The 16,985-nt window shown below is 61.0% G+C and carries 21 protein-coding genes; 19 read left to right on the top strand and 2 right to left on the bottom strand.

The window, feature by feature from the left end; all coding sequences use genetic code 11:
• Positions 1-22: 22 nt before the first annotated feature.
• Together FQ185_RS18260 and FQ185_RS18255 are read left to right on the top strand one after the other, a co-directional pair.
• On the top strand, positions 23-508 hold the full coding sequence (locus tag FQ185_RS18260) for a chemotaxis protein CheW (protein WP_008155806.1): 486 nt from the start codon (positions 23-25) through the stop codon (positions 506-508).
• On the top strand, positions 509-901 hold the full coding sequence (locus FQ185_RS18255; protein WP_149418627.1) for a DUF2802 domain-containing protein: 393 nt from the start codon (positions 509-511) through the stop codon (positions 899-901).
• Between the two features lie 40 nt (positions 902-941).
• Here FQ185_RS18255 and FQ185_RS18250 read toward each other — a convergent pair whose 3' ends face one another.
• Positions 942-1,271: an EscU/YscU/HrcU family type III secretion system export apparatus switch protein gene (locus tag FQ185_RS18250; protein WP_149418626.1), complete on the bottom strand. Its 330-nt coding sequence runs from the start codon at positions 1,269-1,271 to the stop codon at positions 942-944.
• A complete protein-coding gene (locus tag FQ185_RS18245) occupies positions 1,268-2,842 on the bottom strand; it encodes a flagellar hook-length control protein FliK (protein ID WP_149418625.1) in 1,575 nt (524 codons plus the stop codon). The genes FQ185_RS18250 and FQ185_RS18245 overlap by 4 nt, the downstream gene beginning before the upstream one ends.
• 197 nt (positions 2,843-3,039) lie before the next feature.
• Here FQ185_RS18245 and ccmA point away from each other — a divergent pair, with 197 nt between their 5' ends.
• The 17 genes from ccmA to FQ185_RS18160 all read left to right on the top strand — a co-directional run bounded on the left by ccmA (position 3,040) and on the right by FQ185_RS18160 (position 16,980).
• Positions 3,040-3,675 carry a cytochrome c biogenesis heme-transporting ATPase CcmA gene (gene ccmA / locus FQ185_RS18240; protein ID WP_149418624.1) on the top strand — a complete coding sequence of 212 codons (636 nt, stop codon included), beginning with the start codon at positions 3,040-3,042 and terminating at the stop codon, positions 3,673-3,675.
• Positions 3,672-4,340 (top strand): heme exporter protein CcmB, encoded by a 669-nt coding sequence (gene ccmB, locus FQ185_RS18235; RefSeq protein ID WP_059407539.1) that lies wholly within the window; start codon positions 3,672-3,674, stop codon positions 4,338-4,340. The genes ccmA and ccmB overlap by 4 nt, the downstream gene beginning before the upstream one ends.
• Before the next feature lie 96 nt (positions 4,341-4,436).
• On the top strand, positions 4,437-5,192 hold the full coding sequence (locus FQ185_RS18230; RefSeq protein ID WP_149418623.1) for a heme ABC transporter permease: 756 nt from the start codon (positions 4,437-4,439) through the stop codon (positions 5,190-5,192).
• Positions 5,189-5,365: a heme exporter protein CcmD gene (gene ccmD, locus FQ185_RS18225; protein WP_027922383.1), complete on the top strand. Its 177-nt coding sequence runs from the start codon at positions 5,189-5,191 to the stop codon at positions 5,363-5,365. The genes FQ185_RS18230 and ccmD overlap by 4 nt, the downstream gene beginning before the upstream one ends.
• Positions 5,362-5,817 carry a cytochrome c maturation protein CcmE gene (ccmE, locus tag FQ185_RS18220; protein WP_149418622.1) on the top strand — a complete coding sequence of 152 codons (456 nt, stop codon included), beginning with the start codon at positions 5,362-5,364 and terminating at the stop codon, positions 5,815-5,817. The genes ccmD and ccmE overlap by 4 nt, the downstream gene beginning before the upstream one ends.
• A 3-nt stretch (positions 5,818-5,820) precedes the next feature.
• Entirely contained in the window at positions 5,821-7,809 is a 1,989-nt protein-coding gene (locus tag FQ185_RS18215) for a heme lyase CcmF/NrfE family subunit (RefSeq protein ID WP_149418621.1), read from the top strand.
• The gene (locus FQ185_RS18210) at positions 7,806-8,342 is read left to right on the top strand and encodes a DsbE family thiol:disulfide interchange protein (RefSeq protein WP_149418620.1); all 537 of its coding nucleotides are present in this window, start codon (positions 7,806-7,808) and stop codon (positions 8,340-8,342) included. Before FQ185_RS18215 ends, FQ185_RS18210 begins: the two co-directional genes overlap by 4 nt.
• Complete coding sequence (locus FQ185_RS18205; RefSeq protein WP_149418619.1) at positions 8,339-8,812, top strand: cytochrome c-type biogenesis protein; 474 nt, start codon at positions 8,339-8,341, stop codon at positions 8,810-8,812. The genes FQ185_RS18210 and FQ185_RS18205 overlap by 4 nt, the downstream gene beginning before the upstream one ends.
• On the top strand, positions 8,805-10,007 hold the full coding sequence (gene ccmI / locus FQ185_RS18200) for a c-type cytochrome biogenesis protein CcmI (RefSeq protein WP_149418618.1): 1,203 nt from the start codon (positions 8,805-8,807) through the stop codon (positions 10,005-10,007). The genes FQ185_RS18205 and ccmI overlap by 8 nt, the downstream gene beginning before the upstream one ends.
• 14 nt (positions 10,008-10,021) lie before the next feature.
• The gene (locus FQ185_RS18195; protein ID WP_149418617.1) at positions 10,022-10,435 is read left to right on the top strand and encodes a hypothetical protein; all 414 of its coding nucleotides are present in this window, start codon (positions 10,022-10,024) and stop codon (positions 10,433-10,435) included.
• 821 nt (positions 10,436-11,256) lie between these two features.
• Positions 11,257-12,090 (top strand): phosphonate ABC transporter ATP-binding protein, encoded by an 834-nt coding sequence (phnC, locus tag FQ185_RS18190; RefSeq protein WP_149418616.1) that lies wholly within the window; start codon positions 11,257-11,259, stop codon positions 12,088-12,090.
• Between the two features lie 43 nt (positions 12,091-12,133).
• Positions 12,134-13,150, top strand: a complete 1,017-nt coding sequence (gene phnD, locus FQ185_RS18185; protein WP_149418615.1) for a phosphonate ABC transporter substrate-binding protein — start codon at positions 12,134-12,136, stop codon at positions 13,148-13,150.
• Positions 13,151-13,320: 170 nt separating this feature from the next.
• The gene (gene phnE / locus FQ185_RS18180; RefSeq protein ID WP_149418614.1) at positions 13,321-14,103 is read left to right on the top strand and encodes a phosphonate ABC transporter, permease protein PhnE; all 783 of its coding nucleotides are present in this window, start codon (positions 13,321-13,323) and stop codon (positions 14,101-14,103) included.
• A gap of 36 nt (positions 14,104-14,139) precedes the next feature.
• On the top strand, positions 14,140-14,844 hold the full coding sequence (phnF, locus tag FQ185_RS18175; RefSeq protein ID WP_178113558.1) for a phosphonate metabolism transcriptional regulator PhnF: 705 nt from the start codon (positions 14,140-14,142) through the stop codon (positions 14,842-14,844).
• Positions 14,845-14,858: 14 nt separating this feature from the next.
• Positions 14,859-15,305: a phosphonate C-P lyase system protein PhnG gene (gene phnG / locus FQ185_RS18170; RefSeq protein ID WP_149418613.1), complete on the top strand. Its 447-nt coding sequence runs from the start codon at positions 14,859-14,861 to the stop codon at positions 15,303-15,305.
• Complete coding sequence (gene phnH / locus FQ185_RS18165; RefSeq protein WP_149418612.1) at positions 15,305-15,904, top strand: phosphonate C-P lyase system protein PhnH; 600 nt, start codon at positions 15,305-15,307, stop codon at positions 15,902-15,904. The genes phnG and phnH overlap by 1 nt, the downstream gene beginning before the upstream one ends.
• Positions 15,904-16,980 carry a carbon-phosphorus lyase complex subunit PhnI gene (locus tag FQ185_RS18160; protein WP_149418611.1) on the top strand — a complete coding sequence of 359 codons (1,077 nt, stop codon included), beginning with the start codon at positions 15,904-15,906 and terminating at the stop codon, positions 16,978-16,980. The genes phnH and FQ185_RS18160 overlap by 1 nt, the downstream gene beginning before the upstream one ends.
• The last annotated feature ends 5 nt before the right edge of the window (positions 16,981-16,985 follow it).

Raw genomic sequence — 16,985 nt, 5'->3', positions numbered from 1 at the left:
GCGGTTTTTCGAGGGTCAGGGTATGAGTAATCAAGCGACGAATGCAAAAGGTTCTGAAGATCCGATCCTGCAATGGGTGACCTTCAAACTGGACAATGAAACCTACGGCATCAACGTGATGCGCGTTCAGGAAGTCCTGCGTTACACCGAAATTGCCCCGGTCCCGGGTGCCCCAAGCTACGTCCTGGGCATCATCAACCTGCGCGGTAACGTGGTCACCGTGATCGACACCCGTCAGCGCTTCGGCCTGATGAATGCCGAAATCAGCGACAACACCCGAATCGTCATCATCGAAGCCGACAAACAAGTCGTCGGAATCATGGTCGACAGCGTCGCCGAAGTGGTTTACCTGCGTCAGTCGGAAATCGAAACCGCGCCGAACGTCGGTAACGAAGAATCCGCCAAGTTCATTCAAGGCGTGTGCAACAAGAACAACGAACTGCTGATCCTGGTCGAGCTCGACAAGATGATGAGCGAAGAAGAATGGTCGGATCTGGAGAACATCTGATTGATTCTTGAGGTTGCAGTCATTGTCCTGTTCCTGTTTTGGGCAGGCACGCTGGCGATGTTTCTGGCGTACATACGCGGCCAACGGCTGATTGCCGCGCAACAGGCTCAGGGCGATGCGCTGCGCGATCAGCGCATCAAGGAGCTGGCCAAGCGCGTCGACGACTACCAGAGCGGCAACGTGCGCATGGGTGAAGACCTGCACGAACTGCGCGCGGTGGTCGGGCCATTGCCGGACAAACTGGCGCAGCTGGAACAGCGCGACCCGTCGAGCCTGTCGTTTGCCCAGGCGGCGCGATTGGTCGGGATGGGCGCTACCGTTAATGAGCTGACTCAGTCTTGCGGGTTGACCCAGGCTGAGGCGGAGTTGATGCGTAAGCTGCACAAGAACTGATGCCTGTCAGAGATCGTTCCCATGCTCTGCGTGGGAACGATCAGTAGTCGTCGCCGCGATCGGTGATATCTTTCTCGACCATCGGCGCATCCGGATCCTGCCCTTCAGGGAATTTGCCCTTCAGGTTCCAGGCAAACGCGATGATCTCGGCAATCGTGCGATACAACGCCTCCGGAATACTGTCCCCCAGTTCCATCCTCGCCAGCAGTTTCACCAACTCGGCGTTTTCGTAGATCGGCACTTCACATTCGCGGGCAATCTTGAGAATGGCTTCGGCCAGTTCCTCGTCACCTTTGGCCGTGAGGGTAGGTGCGTGGGTGCCGTCGTATTTGAGCGCGATGGCCTGGCGTGGGGCGTTGGGGTTTCTCATGCGGTTTCGTCGACCCAGCGTTGTTCGAGGCGGGTTTTTGCACCTTGCGGTGGCGTACCGAGGTGGCAATCGAGATCGCCGACGTTCAGGCCAGATGACAACAAACGGTCGCGCAAACTGGCCAGATTGCTTTCGATCAGGCTGGCGGTGTAAGGACGTTCGGCCCACAACTGGCCGGACAGGCTGCCTTTGATCAGTTGCGCCTGAATTTGCAACGGTCCCAAAGGCTCCATGTCGAATGCAAGCTCGACGCGCCACAATTGTTGTTTGGGCTCGCGTTCGTCACGACGTTCGTTTTGCTGCTCTTTCTCAGGGGCTTCTTCACGCTGGAACTTGACCTGCAACGGCACGATGTCCTGCATATTGCGCATCGGGATTTCCAGTTGCCAGGTGCTCATCAACCGACCGTCATCGGTGACGCCGGTCTGCTCCAGGCTCGACAACTGATGGCTTTGCAGGCGCGAAACTGCCGCCGCCGCCAAACGCAGCAAGTGTTCGAGATCGCTTTCACCGTCCTGGCTCTGCAACAGACGTTTGGGGAGCGGGAAACTGGTCGGCAGCGGTTTTGCGCTGACCTGTCCGAGCATGCCGAGGGCGCTGCGCACGAAACTCGGCATGGCCTGGGCCAGCGTGTTGGCGGCAATAATCGCGTTGAGATTGGTGTTGGTCGGCAGTGCCGGTGTCAGTTGGGCGATCAGCTTGAGCAGATCACCCTTCATGTCCGGGGCAAGCGTGGGGGTTTGTCCGGCGAGCAGTTTGCTTTCCAGGAACATTCCGCTGTTGGCCAACGCCAGGGCCAGGCCTTTGGGCGTGCTGAGTTGCCGGACATCGGGCAGGCCGGCGAGCAGCTTGTCGACGGCGGCGCGCAGGTCGCTGGAAGTCTGGTCCGATGCCGGCAGGTTTTGCAGAAGCTTGATCAAGCCGTCCAGCGAACCCTGGCGGCTTTGTTGGCTGACCAGTTGCTGCGTCACGGCCAATTGTTCCTGGCGGCTGCTCAACGGCACGAACTTCAAGGTCTGCGTGTCTTGCACCATCGCGCTCAACAAGGTGCCGATGCGCAGCGGCTGCGGACTGTCGATGCTCAGGGTACTGCCGCTCAGCGCTGTGTTGAGCAGGCTCACCAACGAGCGAAAGACCGTCGGCTGGCCCGGCACTTGCGGCATCACCTGGGAAGTCAGCACTTTGCCTTGCAGCAGGGTGCCGACCGGCAGTTGTGCAGTGTCGAGGCGGGTGAGGCTGGCAACGCTTGAGGCGATCGCCTGTTGGACCGTGACCGCCAGATTGCCCGCCGATGGCTGGGTAATCGCCAGGCTGGTGCCTTGAGGCAGCGGCTGATTGCTGGTGGCCTGGACCGTGGTCTGACGGCCACTGTCGAGGGTGACCTTAAGCAGCAATTGAAAGGTCTGATCGGCCTGCTTGAGCGACAGCACTTCGCCCCGGGCAGTCTGGCCGGCAGTAATCAGGCCTTCCATCGGCGTCAGTAATTTGAGCAGCTCTCCACTCACTGCCTGCGCACGTGAGGGCGCAGACGCGGTCTGCGGTAGTGGGAGGATGTTCATTTCGCCTGTCATACGCGGTCACAACCTGAGGAAATTGCCCTCTTTAGAGTAGGGCATGGCATGTATAATGCGGCCCCGATGTATCCGGGACGCTGAAAACATTTCATAAACTTGATCCAGCTCCTTAGAACGAGCCGCCAATGCATTTATCCTGCATCTCTTTAGCGGCCGCTCCACTGCCGACTTGAACCTTAAAGGCCCGAGATCTCTTGACCAGTCCTGTCCTGCAAACCGTTGCCCTTGCCTGTGAGCGAGACCTTCGGCTGCTCTTCGAAAATCTCGAATTGAGACTGGCCAGTGGCGAAATGTTGCAGATCAGCGGCCCCAACGGCAGTGGCAAGACCAGTTTGCTGCGTTTGTTGTCCGGTCTGATGCAGCCGACCGCCGGTCAGGTATTGTTGAACGGTCAGCCACTGGGCGAGCAACGCAGTGAGCTGGCCCGCAACCTGCTGTGGATCGGTCATGCCGCCGGCATCAAGGATCTGCTGACCCCCGAGGAAAACCTCAGTTGGCTCTGCGCCCTGCATCAACCGGCTTCCCAAGAGGCGATCCGGCAAGCGCTGGTGGCGGTCGGACTGCGCGGTTTCGAGGATGTTCCCTGCCACACGCTGTCCGCAGGCCAGCAACGTCGCGTCGCGTTGGCGCGGTTGTACCTGGATAGTCCATCCTTGTGGATTCTTGATGAGCCGTTCACCGCGCTCGACAAACAAGGCGTGGCGCAGCTCGAAGAACACCTGGCCGCGCACTGCGAGCGGGGCGGCATGGTGGTGTTGACCACTCACCACACGCTGAGCCGAATGCCGGCCAGCTATCGCGACATTGATTTGGGGAACTGGGCCGTATGAGTGTTTTCGGCCTGTTGGTCGCCCGTGAGGCCCGTCTATTGTTCCGCCGACCTGCGGAGCTGGCCAATCCGCTGGTATTCTTCGCCATCGTGGTTTCGCTGTTCCCGTTGGCGGTCGGACCCGAGTCTCAATTGTTGCAAACCTTGTCCCCGGGACTGGTCTGGGTGGCGGCCCTTTTATCGGTTTTGCTCTCGCTGGACGGGCTTTTCCGCAGTGATTTCGAAGACGGCTCACTTGAACAGTGGGTCCTTTCGCCGCACCCTCTGCCTCTTCTGGTTTTGGCCAAGGTACTGGCACACTGGTCGTTTTCCGGTCTGGCACTGGTTTTGCTCGCGCCACTGCTGGCATTGATGCTCGGTTTGCCAACCGCCTGTCTGCCGGTGTTGCTGCTTTCTTTATTGCTGGGTACACCGGTGTTGAGCCTGCTCGGTGCGGTAGGCGCGGCCCTGACGGTGGGATTGAAGCGTGGTGGCCTGTTACTGGCGCTGTTGATTCTGCCGTTGTACATCCCGGTGTTGATTCTCGGCAGTGGCGCCTTGCAGGCGGCATTGCAGGGGATGCCGGCGACCGGTTATCTCTTGTGGCTTGGTAGCCTGACCGCCCTGGCGATAACCCTGACACCCTTTGCAATAGCTGCTGGCCTGAAGATCAGCGTCGGCGAATAATAATGAGGTCTGGTCATTTTTTGATCACTTTTTATTGGAAAAAGACAGACCCTTGACTGCTCGTGATAGCGAGCGGCAACCGTGATGGAAACAGTAATGAACTGGACTTGGTTTCATAAGCTCGGCTCGCCCAAATGGTTTTACGGCATCAGCGGCAAGCTGCTGCCATGGCTGAGCGTCGCGGCGTTGCTGCTGATCGGCGTTGGCGTAGTATGGGGTTTGGCCTTCGCGCCACCGGACTACCAGCAAGGCAACAGCTTTCGCATCATTTATATCCATGTTCCGGCCGCCTTGCTGGCGCAGTCCATCTACGTGATGCTGGCGGTGTGCGGCATCGTCGGGCTGGTCTGGAAGATGAAGCTGGCCGACGTCGCCCTGCAATGCGCGGCGCCCATCGGTGCCTGGATGACCGCCGTCGCGCTGGTCACCGGCGCAATCTGGGGCAAACCGACCTGGGGCTCGTGGTGGGTCTGGGATGCGCGACTTACGTCCATGCTTATTCTGCTGTTTCTGTACTTCGGTCTCATTGCGCTGGGCAACGCGATCAGCAATCGTGACAGCGCGGCCAAGGCCTGCGCGGTGCTGGCGATTGTCGGCGTGATCAACATCCCGATCATCAAATACTCGGTGGAGTGGTGGAACACTCTGCACCAGGGCGCGACCTTCACCCTCACTGAAAAACCGGCAATGCCGGTCGAGATGTGGCTGCCACTGCTGCTGACGGTGCTGGGTTTCTACTGTTTCTTCGGCGCGGTGCTGCTGCTGCGAATGCGTCTTGAAGTGCTCAAGCGCGAATCCCGGGCGAGCTGGGTGAAAGCCGAAGTGCAGAACAGTCTGGAGACCGCTCGATGAGTTTTGCTTCATTCGGCGACTTCCTCGCCATGGGCCACCATGCCCTGTATGTCTGGTCAGCCTATGGCATCTGCCTGGCGGTGCTGGTTCTTAACGTGGCGGCGCCGATCCTGGCCCGCAAGCGGTATCTGCAACAAGAGGCGCGTCGTCTGCGCCGGGAGAACGGCAAGTGAATCCCCTGCGTAAAAAGCGTCTTATCATCATTCTCGCGATCCTGGTCGGTGTCGGCGCTGCCGTTGGCCTGGCCCTGAGCGCCCTGCAGCAGAACATCAATCTGTTTTACACCCCGACCCAGATCGCCAATGGCGAAGCCCCGCAAGACACGCGCATTCGCGCGGGCGGCATGGTCGAGAAAGGTTCGCTGCAACGTTCCGGCGATTCGCTGGACGTGAAATTCGTTGTCACCGACTTCAGCAAATCCGTGACCATCACCTACCGCGGTATCCTTCCGGACCTGTTCCGCGAAGGGCAGGGCATCGTTGCCCTCGGCAAGATCAATGCCGACGGCGTAGTGGTGGCCGACGAAGTGCTGGCCAAGCACGATGAAAAGTACATGCCGCCGGAAGTGACCAAGGCCCTGAAAGACAGCGGCCAGTCGGCGCCTACACCTGCGAAAGAGGGTTAAACGATGACATTTGGAATCTTTATCCCGGAGCTGGGCCAGTTGGCGATGATTCTGGCGCTGTGTTTCGCGCTGGTTCAGGCCTTCGTGCCGTTGATGGGCGCCTGGCGCGGTGACCGCTTGTGGATGAGCCTGGCGCAGCCGGCCGCCTGGGGGCAGTTTGCCTTTCTGCTGTTTGCGTTCGGATGCCTGACTTACGCGTTCATGGCCGACGACTTCTCCGTCGCTTATGTGGCCAGCAACTCCAACAGCGCCCTGCCGTGGTACTACAAGTTCAGCGCGGTGTGGGGGGCTCACGAAGGTTCCTTGCTGCTGTGGGCGTTGATCCTCGGCGGCTGGACCTTCGCGGTGTCGGTGTTCTCTCGGCAGTTGCCGCAAGTGATGCTGGCTCGCGTGCTGGCGGTGATGGGCATGATCAGCACCGGTTTCCTGCTGTTCCTGATCCTCACGTCGAACCCGTTTGCGCGGATCCTGCCGCAGATTCCTGCGGACGGTCGTGACCTCAACCCGTTGCTGCAAGACATCGGCCTGATCGTTCACCCGCCGATGCTGTACATGGGTTATGTCGGTTTCTCCGTGGCTTTCGCTTTCGCCATCGCTGCATTGCTGGGCGGTCGTCTTGATGCAGCCTGGGCTCGCTGGTCCCGCCCGTGGACCATCGTCGCCTGGGCGTTTCTCGGTATCGGCATCACCTTGGGCTCCTGGTGGGCCTACTATGAACTTGGCTGGGGCGGCTGGTGGTTCTGGGACCCGGTAGAAAACGCATCCTTCATGCCTTGGCTGGTGGGTACGGCGCTGATTCACTCGTTGGCGGTCACGGAAAAACGTGGCGTGTTCAAGAGCTGGACCGTGTTGCTGGCCATTGCCGCGTTCTCGCTGAGCCTGCTCGGGACTTTCCTGGTGCGTTCCGGCGTACTGACCTCGGTTCACGCGTTTGCGTCCGACCCTGAGCGTGGCGTCTTCATCCTGATCTTCCTGTTGTTCGTCGTCGGTGGTTCGCTGACGTTGTTCGCCCTGCGCGCTCCCGTGGTGAAGAGCCACGTCGGTTTCAACCTCTGGTCCCGGGAAACCCTGCTGCTGGGCAACAACCTGGTGCTGGTGGTGGCGGCTTCGATGATCCTGCTCGGCACCTTGTATCCGCTGATCCTCGATGCGATGACCGGCGCCAAGCTGTCGGTGGGCCCGCCGTACTTCAATGCGCTGTTCATTCCGTTGATGGCGTTGCTGATGATGGTGATGGCGGTCGGCATGCTGGTGCGCTGGAAAGACACCCCGGTCAAATGGCTGTTGAGCATGTTGACCCCGGTCCTGCTCGGCAGCGCCGCGTTGGCCGTGGTGGCTGGCGTCGCTTATGGCGATTTCAACTGGGCGGTCATCGCGACCTTCATGCTTGCGGCTTGGGTGTTGCTGGCCGGCGTGCGCGACATCCTCGACAAGACCCGTCACAAAGGCCTGATCAAAGGCTTGCCGACCCTGACCCGCAGCTATTGGGGCATGCAGGTCGCTCACCTCGGCATCGCGGTGTGCGCCCTGGGTGTCGTGCTGTCGAGCCAGAACAGTGCCGAGCGCGACCTGCGCCTGGCACCGGGCGAATCCATGGACCTGGGCGGTTACCAGTTCGTATTCGAAGGCGCCAAGCACTTCGAAGGCCCCAACTTCACGTCCGACAAGGGCACCGTCCGGGTGATCCGCGACGGCAAGGAAGTCAGCGTGCTGCACCCGGAAAAACGGCTGTATACCGTGCAGAACTCGGTGATGACCGAAGCCGGGATCGATGCCGGTTTCACCCGTGACCTCTACGTTGCGCTCGGCGAACCGCTGGGCGATGGCGCCTGGGCCGTTCGCGTGCACGTCAAACCGTTCGTGCGCTGGATCTGGTTCGGCGGTCTGCTCACCGGGTTGGGCGGGTTGCTGGCGGCGATGGATCGGCGTTATCGGGTCAAGGTAAAAAGCCGTGTGCGTGAAGCGCTGGGCATGACGGGAGCCACTGCATGAGACGTTGGTTAATGCTGTTGCCACTGGCGATTTTTCTGCTGGTGGCTGTGTTCCTTTACCGCGGTCTGTTCCTGGACCCGGCCGAGTTGCCCTCGGCGATGATCAACAAGCCGTTCCCGGAGTTTTCCCTGCCTTCGGTGCAGGGCGACAAGACCCTGACCAAGGCTGACATTGTCGGTAAGCCGGCACTGGTCAACGTCTGGGGCACCTGGTGCATTTCCTGCCGGGTCGAGCACCCGGTGCTGAACAAACTGGCCGAGAAGGGCGTGGTGATTTATGGCATCAACTACAAGGACGTCAATGTCGACGCCTTGAAGTGGCTGGCGGAATTCCACAACCCGTATCAACTGGATATCCGTGATGACGAAGGCACCCTGGGGTTGAACCTCGGCGTGTACGGCGCTCCGGAAACTTTCTTCATCGACGCCAAGGGCATCATCCGTGACAAGTTCGTCGGCGTGATCGACGAACAGGTCTGGCGCGAAAAACTGGCGGCCAAGTATCAGGCGCTGGTTGATGAGGCCAAGCCATGAAACGCTGGATAGCCGCTGCGGTATTGGGTTTGAGCATGGCCGGCGTAGCGCACGCGGCCATCGACACCTACGAGTTCGCCAAGGAAAGTGACCGTGAGCGTTTTCGCGAGCTGACCAAAGAACTGCGTTGCCCAAAATGCCAGAATCAGGACATCGCCGATTCCAACGCCCCGATCGCTGCCGACCTGCGCAAAGAGATTTTTCGCATGCTCGGCGAGGGCAAGGACAATCAGCAGATCATCGACTTCATGGTCGATCGCTACGGTGATTTCGTCCGCTACAAACCCGCTCTGAACGCCAAGACCGCCTTCCTCTGGTTCGGCCCGGCCGGCCTGCTGCTGGGCGGTTTCGTGATCATCGCCGTGATCGTCCGTCGTCGTCGCGTGCAACGCACCGATGCGAAGGATGAGCTTTCTGCCGAGGAGCGCGAGCGCCTCGACCACCTGTTGGATAAAACCAAGAATGATTGATTTCTGGCTAGCTGCAGGTCTGCTACTTCTGGTTGCCCTGAGTTTTCTGCTGATCCCTGTTTTGCGTGGCCGCCGTGCCCAGCTTGAAGAGGATCGTACGGCGCTGAACGTCGCGCTGTATCAGGAGCGCGTGGCTGAGTTGCAGACTCAGCAGGAAGAGGGCGCGCTCGATACGGTGCAAATGGACACCGGTCGCGCCGAAGCCGCCCGTGAACTGCTCGCCGACACCGAAGGCGTCGAGGCGCCGCGCGTGTCCCGCCTGGGCAAACCGTTACCACTGCTGGCAGCGATTCTGGTGCCGGTGCTGGGCCTTGGCCTGTACCTGCATTTCGGTGCCAGCGACAAGGTCGAACTGACCCGCGAATTCGCCCAGGCGCCGCAGTCGATGGAAGAGATGACCCGTCGTCTGGAGCGCGCGGTCGCCGCTCAACCGGATTCAGCTGAAGGCCTGTACTTTCTCGGTCGCACTTACATGGCCCAGGACCGTCCTGGCGACGCGGCGAAGATTTTCGAACGCACCGTGAACGTGGCCGGTCGTCAGCCGGAACTGCTTGGCCAATGGGCTCAGGCCCAATACTTTGCCGATGGCAAGAAGTGGTCGGACAAGGTCCAGGCGCTGACCGACGAAGCGTTGAAAGCCGATCCAAAAGAAGTCACCAGCCTGGGCTTGCTCGGTATCGCGGCGTTTGAAAGCGAGCGTTATCAGGACGCCATCGATTACTGGAATCGCCTGCTGGCGCAATTGCCGCCAGAGGACAAATCCCGCGACGCGCTGCAGGGCGGCATCACCCGGGCCACCGAGAAACTCGAAGCCAGCGGCGGCAAGGTTGCTCAAGCGCCTGCGGCCAAGGCTGCGGCGCTGCTCAAGGTTCGAGTGGACCTGGCGCCAGACCTGAAAGCCAAGGTCCAGCCGGGCGACAGCGTGTTCATCTTTGCCCGCGCCACCGCCGGGCCTCCCGCACCGCTGGCCGCCAAGCGTCTGACCGTGGCCGACTTGCCGGCGACCGTCGAGCTGGGTGATGCCGATGCAATGATGCCGCAGTTGAAACTGTCGAACTTCCCTGAAGTCCAACTGGTTGCGCGCATCTCTCGCGCCGGCCAACCGACTGCCGGCGAATGGATCGGTCGTAGCCAGCCTCTGGCCAGCAGCACGACAGCGCAGCAACAACTGACTATCGACAGCCCGGATAAATAACAGGAACCGCCACCATGACCGCCATCGCTCGTATCACCCTGCTCAGTATGGTTTTGGGGCTGAGCGCTTGTGCGGTCCAACGACCCGAGCCGAGGCCGCTGCCGCCGATCCCCCCGTCGCAGCCTAGCCCTACACCTTCTACGTCACCCACGCCAAGCAAGCCGAGCATTCCGGCCAAGCCCGCCAAACCCGCCAAACCGCTGCCGCGCACTTCCGCCAGTTTCGCGCCGCCACCGGGTGGCGATAGTCACTGGGATCCGAAGCTCGGTGTTTATGTGCTGGATGGTCAACCGAACACTTTCTATCGCCAGCGTACGTATTACCGCTGGGATAACGGCTGGGGCCGGTCGATCAGCCCGAACGGGCCATGGGAAGAAACGGATATCCATGGGGTGCCGGGCGGGTTGGGGCGGCAGTTCGGGCAGTAATTGGCATTCCACAGACAAGGCGACCTTCGGGTCGCCTTTTTTGTGGGCGCTGAAAATCTAATGTGGGGACGGGCTTGCTCGCGAAGGCGGTCTGATAGCCGAGCTGTTTCGCACTGATCGTTCCCACGCTCCGCGTGGGAATGCATCCCGTGACGCTCCGCGTCACCAATGCGCAGGACTCAAGTCTGGCGTCGACAGCGGGGCGCGGAGCGTCCCCGGCGGCATTCCCACGCAGAGCGTGGGAACGATCAAAACAGAGCGACAAACACCCGCTTCTCACCACTCAATAGGCCGAGCGTTAGCTCGCCTGCAGCTTTTGATCTTGAGGTGCCCGCCCCATCGAGAGGCCCACGGAGCAGGACCGGAGCGAGGGCATGCCGAGCCTAAGTGAGGCACCGAACGAAAGGGGCAAGAGCCCTTGGTTACTTGGGGCTTTTCCAAGTGACTCGCTGTAAGAGCGAAACCGCCAGCCGCCACAACCGCAGGAATGGATATGTACACCTTCAAAAAACCAATCGCCTGACACGCAGCCTTCGCGAGCAGGCTCGCTCCCACAATGGATCGCGGACAATCGCGAAATCACGCCTGCAGGAACGCCGCCATCGCGGGCAAGCCCGCTCCCACAGGGATCTCCAGTGAACACCAGATCGTGTCGAACCGGGACCCACTGCAGGAGTCGGCCAGCTCAACCTTTCATCAAACCTTCATCAAACGGTTATTCCAGCGACTTGTGCGAGTCATAGGCCTGACACAGCCCATGCCTAGAGTTGGTTGAACTTCAAAGCAGCCAGGGACGGCTGTTCAACCAGACAGAGAAGCCCATGAACGCAGCTATCCATGTCGATCATCTGAACAAGACCTTTGCGCGCAAGACCGCACTGGTCGACCTCGAACTCACCATCGCGGCCGGTGAGATGGTCGCGCTGATTGGCGCTTCCGGCTCCGGCAAGTCCACCTTATTGCGGCACCTGGCGGGCCTGGCCTGTTGCGATCGCAACAACGGCGGCAGCGTCAAAGTGCTGGGGCGGGAGGTGCAGTCGTCCGGGCGACTCAATGGCAAGGTCCGTCGCTTGCGCGCCGACATCGGCTACATCTTCCAACAGTTCAACCTGGTCAACCGCCTCAGCGTGCTCGACAACGTACTGCTCGGTTGTCTGGGACGCATGCCGCGCTGGCGCGGCAATTTCCGCCTGTTCAATGCCGAGGAAAAGCTGTTTGCCCTGGAATCCCTGGACCGTGTCGGCCTGGCCGATCTGGCGGCGCAACGAGCGTCGACCCTGTCCGGTGGTCAGCAACAACGGGTCGCGATTGCCCGAGCCCTGACCCAGCGCGCCGAGGTCATTCTGGCCGATGAACCCATCGCCTCCCTGGACCCGGAATCGGCGCGCAAGGTCATGGAAATCCTCGCGGACATCAACCGACGCGACGGCAAGACCGTGGTGGTCACCCTGCATCAAGTCGATTACGCCACACGCTATTGCCCCCGTGCAGTGGCGCTCAAGGGCGGGCGGATTCATTTCGATGGCCGCGCCGCTGATCTGAGCAGTCAGTTCCTCAACGATTTGTACGGTGCCGACATCGACACCAGCCTGATGTTTTCCGATCAGTCCCGCCGCACCGAACCCGCGCCCCGTCTGGTGCTGGCACGCGTGTGAACAACCCTGTTTTCCTCACTGCGCACCCTAAGGAATCCTTTCCATGTTGAACCGTATCGGTCGCGTTTTGGCTGGCGCCGCTGTATTCGCCAGCTGTGTGCTGGGCACCGCCCAGGCTGAAGAAAAAGCTATCAACTTCGGCATCATGTCCACCGAGTCCTCGCAGAACCTCAAGAGCATCTGGCAGCCGTTTCTGGACGATATGCAGAAGAGGACCGGCCTGAAGATCAATGCCACCTTCGCCTCTGACTACGCCGGGCTGATCCAGGGCATGCGCTTCAACAAGGTTGACGTTGCCTGGCTGGGCAACAAGGCCGCCATGGAAGCGGTGGACCGCTCCAACGGCGAGATCTTCGCCCAGACCGCCGCCGCCAACGGTGCCGCTGGTTACTGGAGCGTGCTGATCGTGCGCAAGGACAGTCCGATCAACTCCGTGGAAGACATGCTCAAGAACGCCAAGTCTCTGACCTTTGGCAACGGTGATCCGAACTCGACTTCCGGCTACCTGGTGCCGGGCTACTACGTGTTCGCCAAGAACCATGTCGACGCCGCCACCGCGTTCAAACGCACCCTCAATTCCAGCCATGAGGTTAACGCCTTGAGCGTGGCCAAGGGGCAACTGGATGTGGCGACGTTCAACACCGAAAGCTGGGATCGTCTGCAAGTCACCCAGCCGGACAAAGCTGCTTTGCTCAAGGTGATCTGGAAGTCGCCGCTGATCCCCGCCGACCCGCTGGTGTGGAGCAAGGCCCTGAGCGACAGCGAGAAGACCAAGATCCGCGATTTCATCTTCAGCTACGGCGACACCGAGTCCGAGAAAGCGGTGCTCAAGGGCATGCAGCTGGGCAAGTTCCTGGCTTCCAGCGACGACCAGTTGCTGCCGATCCGTCAGCTTGAGCTGTTCAAACAGCGCACCACCATCAGTGCCGATACCAAGCTTGAGGCCGCGGACAAGGCCAAGCGCCTGGCCGATATCGATGCCGAGCTGGCCAGGCTGCAAGAGCGCCTGACCTTGCTCGAGAAAAGCACCGACAAAAAGACCGCGGCAACCGCCGGCTGATTCACAGGGGATCAATTGTGGGAGCGAGCCTGCTCGCGAAAGCGGCGTGACAGGCAGCGCAGATGTCGACTGACACTCAGTCTTCGCGAGCAGGCTCGCTCCCACAGTTTTTTTGCACCGGGCATTACTTATGTGCCGCGCCTCTTTAAACGCTTTTTTAGAGAATACTCATGACCACTTTGCACGCTGAAGCTGTCGGCAAACGCACCTGGCCACAGTACGGCGGTTGGGGCCTGTTTCTGGTCCTGTTGATCTGGGCCTGGCACGGCGCCGAGATGAACCCGCTGGCCCTGTACCGCGACTCGGGAAACATGGCGACCTTCGCCGCCGATTTCTTCCCGCCGGATTTCCATGAATGGCGCTCCTACCTCAAGGAAATGATCGTCACCGTACAAATCGCCCTCTGGGGCACGGTGCTGGCGATTGTCTGCTCGATCCCATTGGGCATTCTCTGCTCGGAAAACATCACGCCCTGGTGGATTCACCAACCGCTGCGCCGGGTGATGGATGCCTTCCGTTCGATCAACGAAATGGTCTTCGCGATGTTATTCGTCGTGGCCGTCGGGCTGGGACCATTCGCCGGGGTACTGGCGCTGTGGATCAGCACCACCGGCGTTCTCGCCAAGTTGTTCGCCGAAGCCGTTGAGGCCATCGACCCGGGCCCGGTCGAGGGGGTTCGCGCCACCGGTGCCAGCGCCCTGCAAGAGGTGATCTACGGCGTGATTCCGCAAGTGATGCCGCTGTGGGTGTCCTACGCGCTGTATCGCTTCGAGGCCAACGTGCGTTCGGCGACGGTGGTGGGGATGGTCGGCGCTGGCGGGATCGGGGTGATTCTCTGGGAGAACATCCGCGCGTTTCAGTTCGTACAGACCTGCGCGGTGCTGCTGGTGATCATCGTGGTGGTCAGCCTGATCGACATCCTCTCGCAACGCCTGCGCAAGCAGTTCATCTGACCTTGGAGGGGTGCCCTTGGGCGCTTTTTTTTAAGCATGCAGTTGTCTAGACAAGATGAACCGGTGTACCGCGAATTGGCCGACATCCTGCGTCGTGAGTTGGCTGAGTATCACGCCGGAGACTTCCTGCCGGCGGAGGTGCAGTTGGCGGAGCGCTTTGGCGTCAACCGCCATACCTTGCGCCGCGCCATTGATGAGCTGGTATTCGAAGGCAGCTTGCTGCGGCGCCAGGGCAAAGGCACGCAGGTGCTGGAGCGGCCGCTGATTTATCCGATGGCCGCCGACAGTGCCTACAGCCAGTCGCTATCGGCTCAAGGGCTGGGCGTCGAGGCGGTGCTGCTCAAGCGCCGTTACTGCTTCGCCAGTCGTGAAGAAGCGCAGTACCTGGGGCTTGTCGAAATGGCGGCGATGATTGAATTGCAGACCCTGCGCAAGCTCGATCAGCAGCCGGTCAGCCTGATCCGTCATCGCTACTGCGCCAGCCACGCGCCGCTGCTGGCGGAGTACACCGGCGGCTCTTTACGCCAATACCTCAGCGAACGCGATATGCCGCTGACCCGCACCCTGAGTCTGATCGGCGCCCGTTTGCCCAGTCGCGACGAAGCCGCGCTGCTGATGATGCCCCGGCATTTGCCGGCGCTGAGTGTGTTCACCCTTTCCCGCGACCGCGACGGCCACCCGGTGGAGTTGGCCCAGTCCACCAGCCGTTCGGATCGCTTTCAGTACCAGGTCGTCACCTGATGGAGAACTTGACCATGAACCCCGCTCCTCACTCTGCACGCCAGCACTGGATCGGCGTGCTCGCCCGCGCCCGTTGCAGCGAATTGCAGCCCCATGAAGCCGCACTGCGCGACGTCGAGTACCAACTGATCCGCGCCCCGGAAATCGGCATGACCCTGGTCCGTGGCCGCATGGGCGGCAATGGCGCGTCGTTCAACGTCGGCGAAATGAGCGTGACCCGTTGCGTGGTGCGCCTTTCCGATGGCCGTACCGGTTACAGCTATCTGGCGGGTCGCGACAAGGTCCACGCCGAACTGGCCGCCCTGGCCGACGCGCATTTGCAAGGCACGCAACAGCGCCATTGGCTCGATCAAGTGATCACGCCTTTGGCCAATACCCAAGCCGAACGCCGGGCGCAGAAAGAGGCGGAAACCGCCGCCACCAAAGTCGAATTCTTCACCCTCGTGCGAGGAGAAAACTGATGAGCGCACAATTGTTGCAACCGGCGTTTACCGACCCGGTACTGGATGCCCAACGCGGATTTCGCGCCGCGCTTAAAGCGCTGGCCGGCCCCGGATTGCCCCACACCTTGCACGCCACGCCAAGCCTTGAAGGGCTGGCGCCAGCAACGTACGCGCTGTGCCTGGCGTTGCTGGATATCGACACACCGCTGTGGCTGTCGCCGTCCTTCGACACGCCGACGATCCGCGCCAACCTGGCGTTTCACTGCGGCTGCCCGCTGACCCCCCACCGGGAAACCGCGCGATTTGCCTTGCTCGGCGCCGAGGATCTGCTCGACCTCAGCGGCTTCGACCATGGCAATGACCGCTACCCCGATCAGTCCTGCACCTTGCTGGTTCAGCTGCCGAACCTCGACGGCGGGGCGGGGCTGGCCTGGCGCGGACCGGGGATCGAAACCGAACATCAGGTCAGCCTGCCCCTGGCCGACGGCGTCTGGCGCGAGCGCGAACGGCGTAACGAATTCCCCCGAGGGCTGGACCTGTTTTTCACCGCCGGTCACGACTTTATCGGCCTGCCGCGCAGTACGCGGGTCGCTCGCACAGCACAGGAGCGTGTCTGATGTACGTAGCCGTCAAGGGTGGCGAACAGGCCATCGACAATGCCCACCGTCTGCTGGCGAAAAAGCGCCGGGGCGATACCTCGGTCGCTGAACTGAGCGTCGAGCAAATCCGTCAACAACTGCCGTTGGCGGTGGCACGGGTGATGAGCGAAGGCTCGCTGTACGACGAAGAACTCGCTGCACTGGCGATCAAGCAAGCGGCGGGGGATCTGGTCGAAGCGATCTTCCTGCTGCGCGCCTATCGCACCACGTTGCCGCGCTTCAGCCCGAGCCTGCCGATCGACACCGCAAACATGCAGCTCAGCCGGCGTCTGTCCGCCACGTTCAAGGACGTGCCGGGCGGTCAGTTGCTGGGACCGACCTTCGATTACACCCATCGCCTGCTCGACTTTGCGCTGCTCGCCGAAGGCGAGTATCCGGGGCCGAAAACCACTCCGAACACCAGCCTCGAACCCTGCCCACGGGTCCTGGGTTTATTGGCCAAGGAAGGCTTGATCAAGAACGAGTCCGACAACAGCGACAGCGTCGCCGACATCACCCGCGATCCGCTGGAACTGCCCGCCAGCCGCGCCCAGCGCTTGCAGGCATTGGCCCGTGGCGATGAAGGTTTTCTGCTGGCGCTGGGGTATTCCACCCAACGTGGTTATGGCCGTAATCATCCGTTCGCCGGGGAAATTCGTATCGGTGAAGTGGAGGTCTGGATCGATCCCGAAGAGCTGGGCTTCCCGATCAATCTGGGCAGTATCGAAGTGACCGAGTGCGAGATGGTCAACCAGTTCGTTGGCTCTACCACTGAGCTGGCGCAGTTCACCCGCGGCTACGGCCTGGCCTTCGGGCATGCCGAACGCAAGGCCATGGGCATGGCACTGGTCGACCGTGCGCTGCGGGCCGAGGAGTTCAACGAAGAGATCGTGTCCCCGGCGCAACAGGAAGAATTCGTGCTGATGCACTGCGACAACGTCGAGGCCGCCGGTTTTGTCTCGCACCTCAAATTGCCTCACTACGTGGACTTCCAGGCCGAACTGGAACTGATCCGCAAACTGCGCAAGCCTGCCGAGGGCCACAGCCATGAATGACCTGA

The organism is Pseudomonas sp. ANT_H12B (assembly GCF_008369325.1).
Taxonomy (GTDB): Bacteria; Pseudomonadota; Gammaproteobacteria; order Pseudomonadales; family Pseudomonadaceae; genus Aquipseudomonas.
Note: the sequence above shows the minus strand (reverse complement) of the source record. Positions and strands in the feature narration are given on the sequence as shown.

Excerpts from the sequence above, each read along its gene's own strand:
- FQ185_RS18230 (WP_149418623.1), top strand. The coding sequence starts at position 4,437 with ATGAACTGGACTTGGTTTCATAAGCTCGGCTCGCCCAAATGGTTTTAC.
- FQ185_RS18205 (WP_149418619.1), top strand. The coding sequence starts at position 8,339 with ATGAAACGCTGGATAGCCGCTGCGGTATTGGGTTTGAGCATGGCCGGC.
- phnF (WP_178113558.1), top strand. The coding sequence starts at position 14,140 with ATGCAGTTGTCTAGACAAGATGAACCGGTGTACCGCGAATTGGCCGAC.
- FQ185_RS18160 (WP_149418611.1), top strand. The coding sequence starts at position 15,904 with ATGTACGTAGCCGTCAAGGGTGGCGAACAGGCCATCGACAATGCCCAC.
- FQ185_RS18245 (WP_149418625.1), bottom strand. The coding sequence starts at position 2,842 with ATGACAGGCGAAATGAACATCCTCCCACTACCGCAGACCGCGTCTGCG.
- ccmB (WP_059407539.1), top strand. The coding sequence starts at position 3,672 with ATGAGTGTTTTCGGCCTGTTGGTCGCCCGTGAGGCCCGTCTATTGTTC.
- phnE (WP_149418614.1), top strand. The coding sequence starts at position 13,321 with ATGACCACTTTGCACGCTGAAGCTGTCGGCAAACGCACCTGGCCACAG.
- phnH (WP_149418612.1), top strand. The coding sequence starts at position 15,305 with ATGAGCGCACAATTGTTGCAACCGGCGTTTACCGACCCGGTACTGGAT.
- FQ185_RS18195 (WP_149418617.1), top strand. The coding sequence starts at position 10,022 with ATGACCGCCATCGCTCGTATCACCCTGCTCAGTATGGTTTTGGGGCTG.
- phnD (WP_149418615.1), top strand. The coding sequence starts at position 12,134 with ATGTTGAACCGTATCGGTCGCGTTTTGGCTGGCGCCGCTGTATTCGCC.
- FQ185_RS18215 (WP_149418621.1), top strand. The coding sequence starts at position 5,821 with ATGACATTTGGAATCTTTATCCCGGAGCTGGGCCAGTTGGCGATGATT.
- ccmD (WP_027922383.1), top strand. The coding sequence starts at position 5,189 with ATGAGTTTTGCTTCATTCGGCGACTTCCTCGCCATGGGCCACCATGCC.
- ccmI (WP_149418618.1), top strand. The coding sequence starts at position 8,805 with ATGATTGATTTCTGGCTAGCTGCAGGTCTGCTACTTCTGGTTGCCCTG.
- FQ185_RS18260 (WP_008155806.1), top strand. The coding sequence starts at position 23 with ATGAGTAATCAAGCGACGAATGCAAAAGGTTCTGAAGATCCGATCCTG.
- phnG (WP_149418613.1), top strand. The coding sequence starts at position 14,859 with ATGAACCCCGCTCCTCACTCTGCACGCCAGCACTGGATCGGCGTGCTC.
- phnC (WP_149418616.1), top strand. The coding sequence starts at position 11,257 with ATGAACGCAGCTATCCATGTCGATCATCTGAACAAGACCTTTGCGCGC.
- FQ185_RS18250 (WP_149418626.1), bottom strand. The coding sequence starts at position 1,271 with ATGAGAAACCCCAACGCCCCACGCCAGGCCATCGCGCTCAAATACGAC.
- FQ185_RS18210 (WP_149418620.1), top strand. The coding sequence starts at position 7,806 with ATGAGACGTTGGTTAATGCTGTTGCCACTGGCGATTTTTCTGCTGGTG.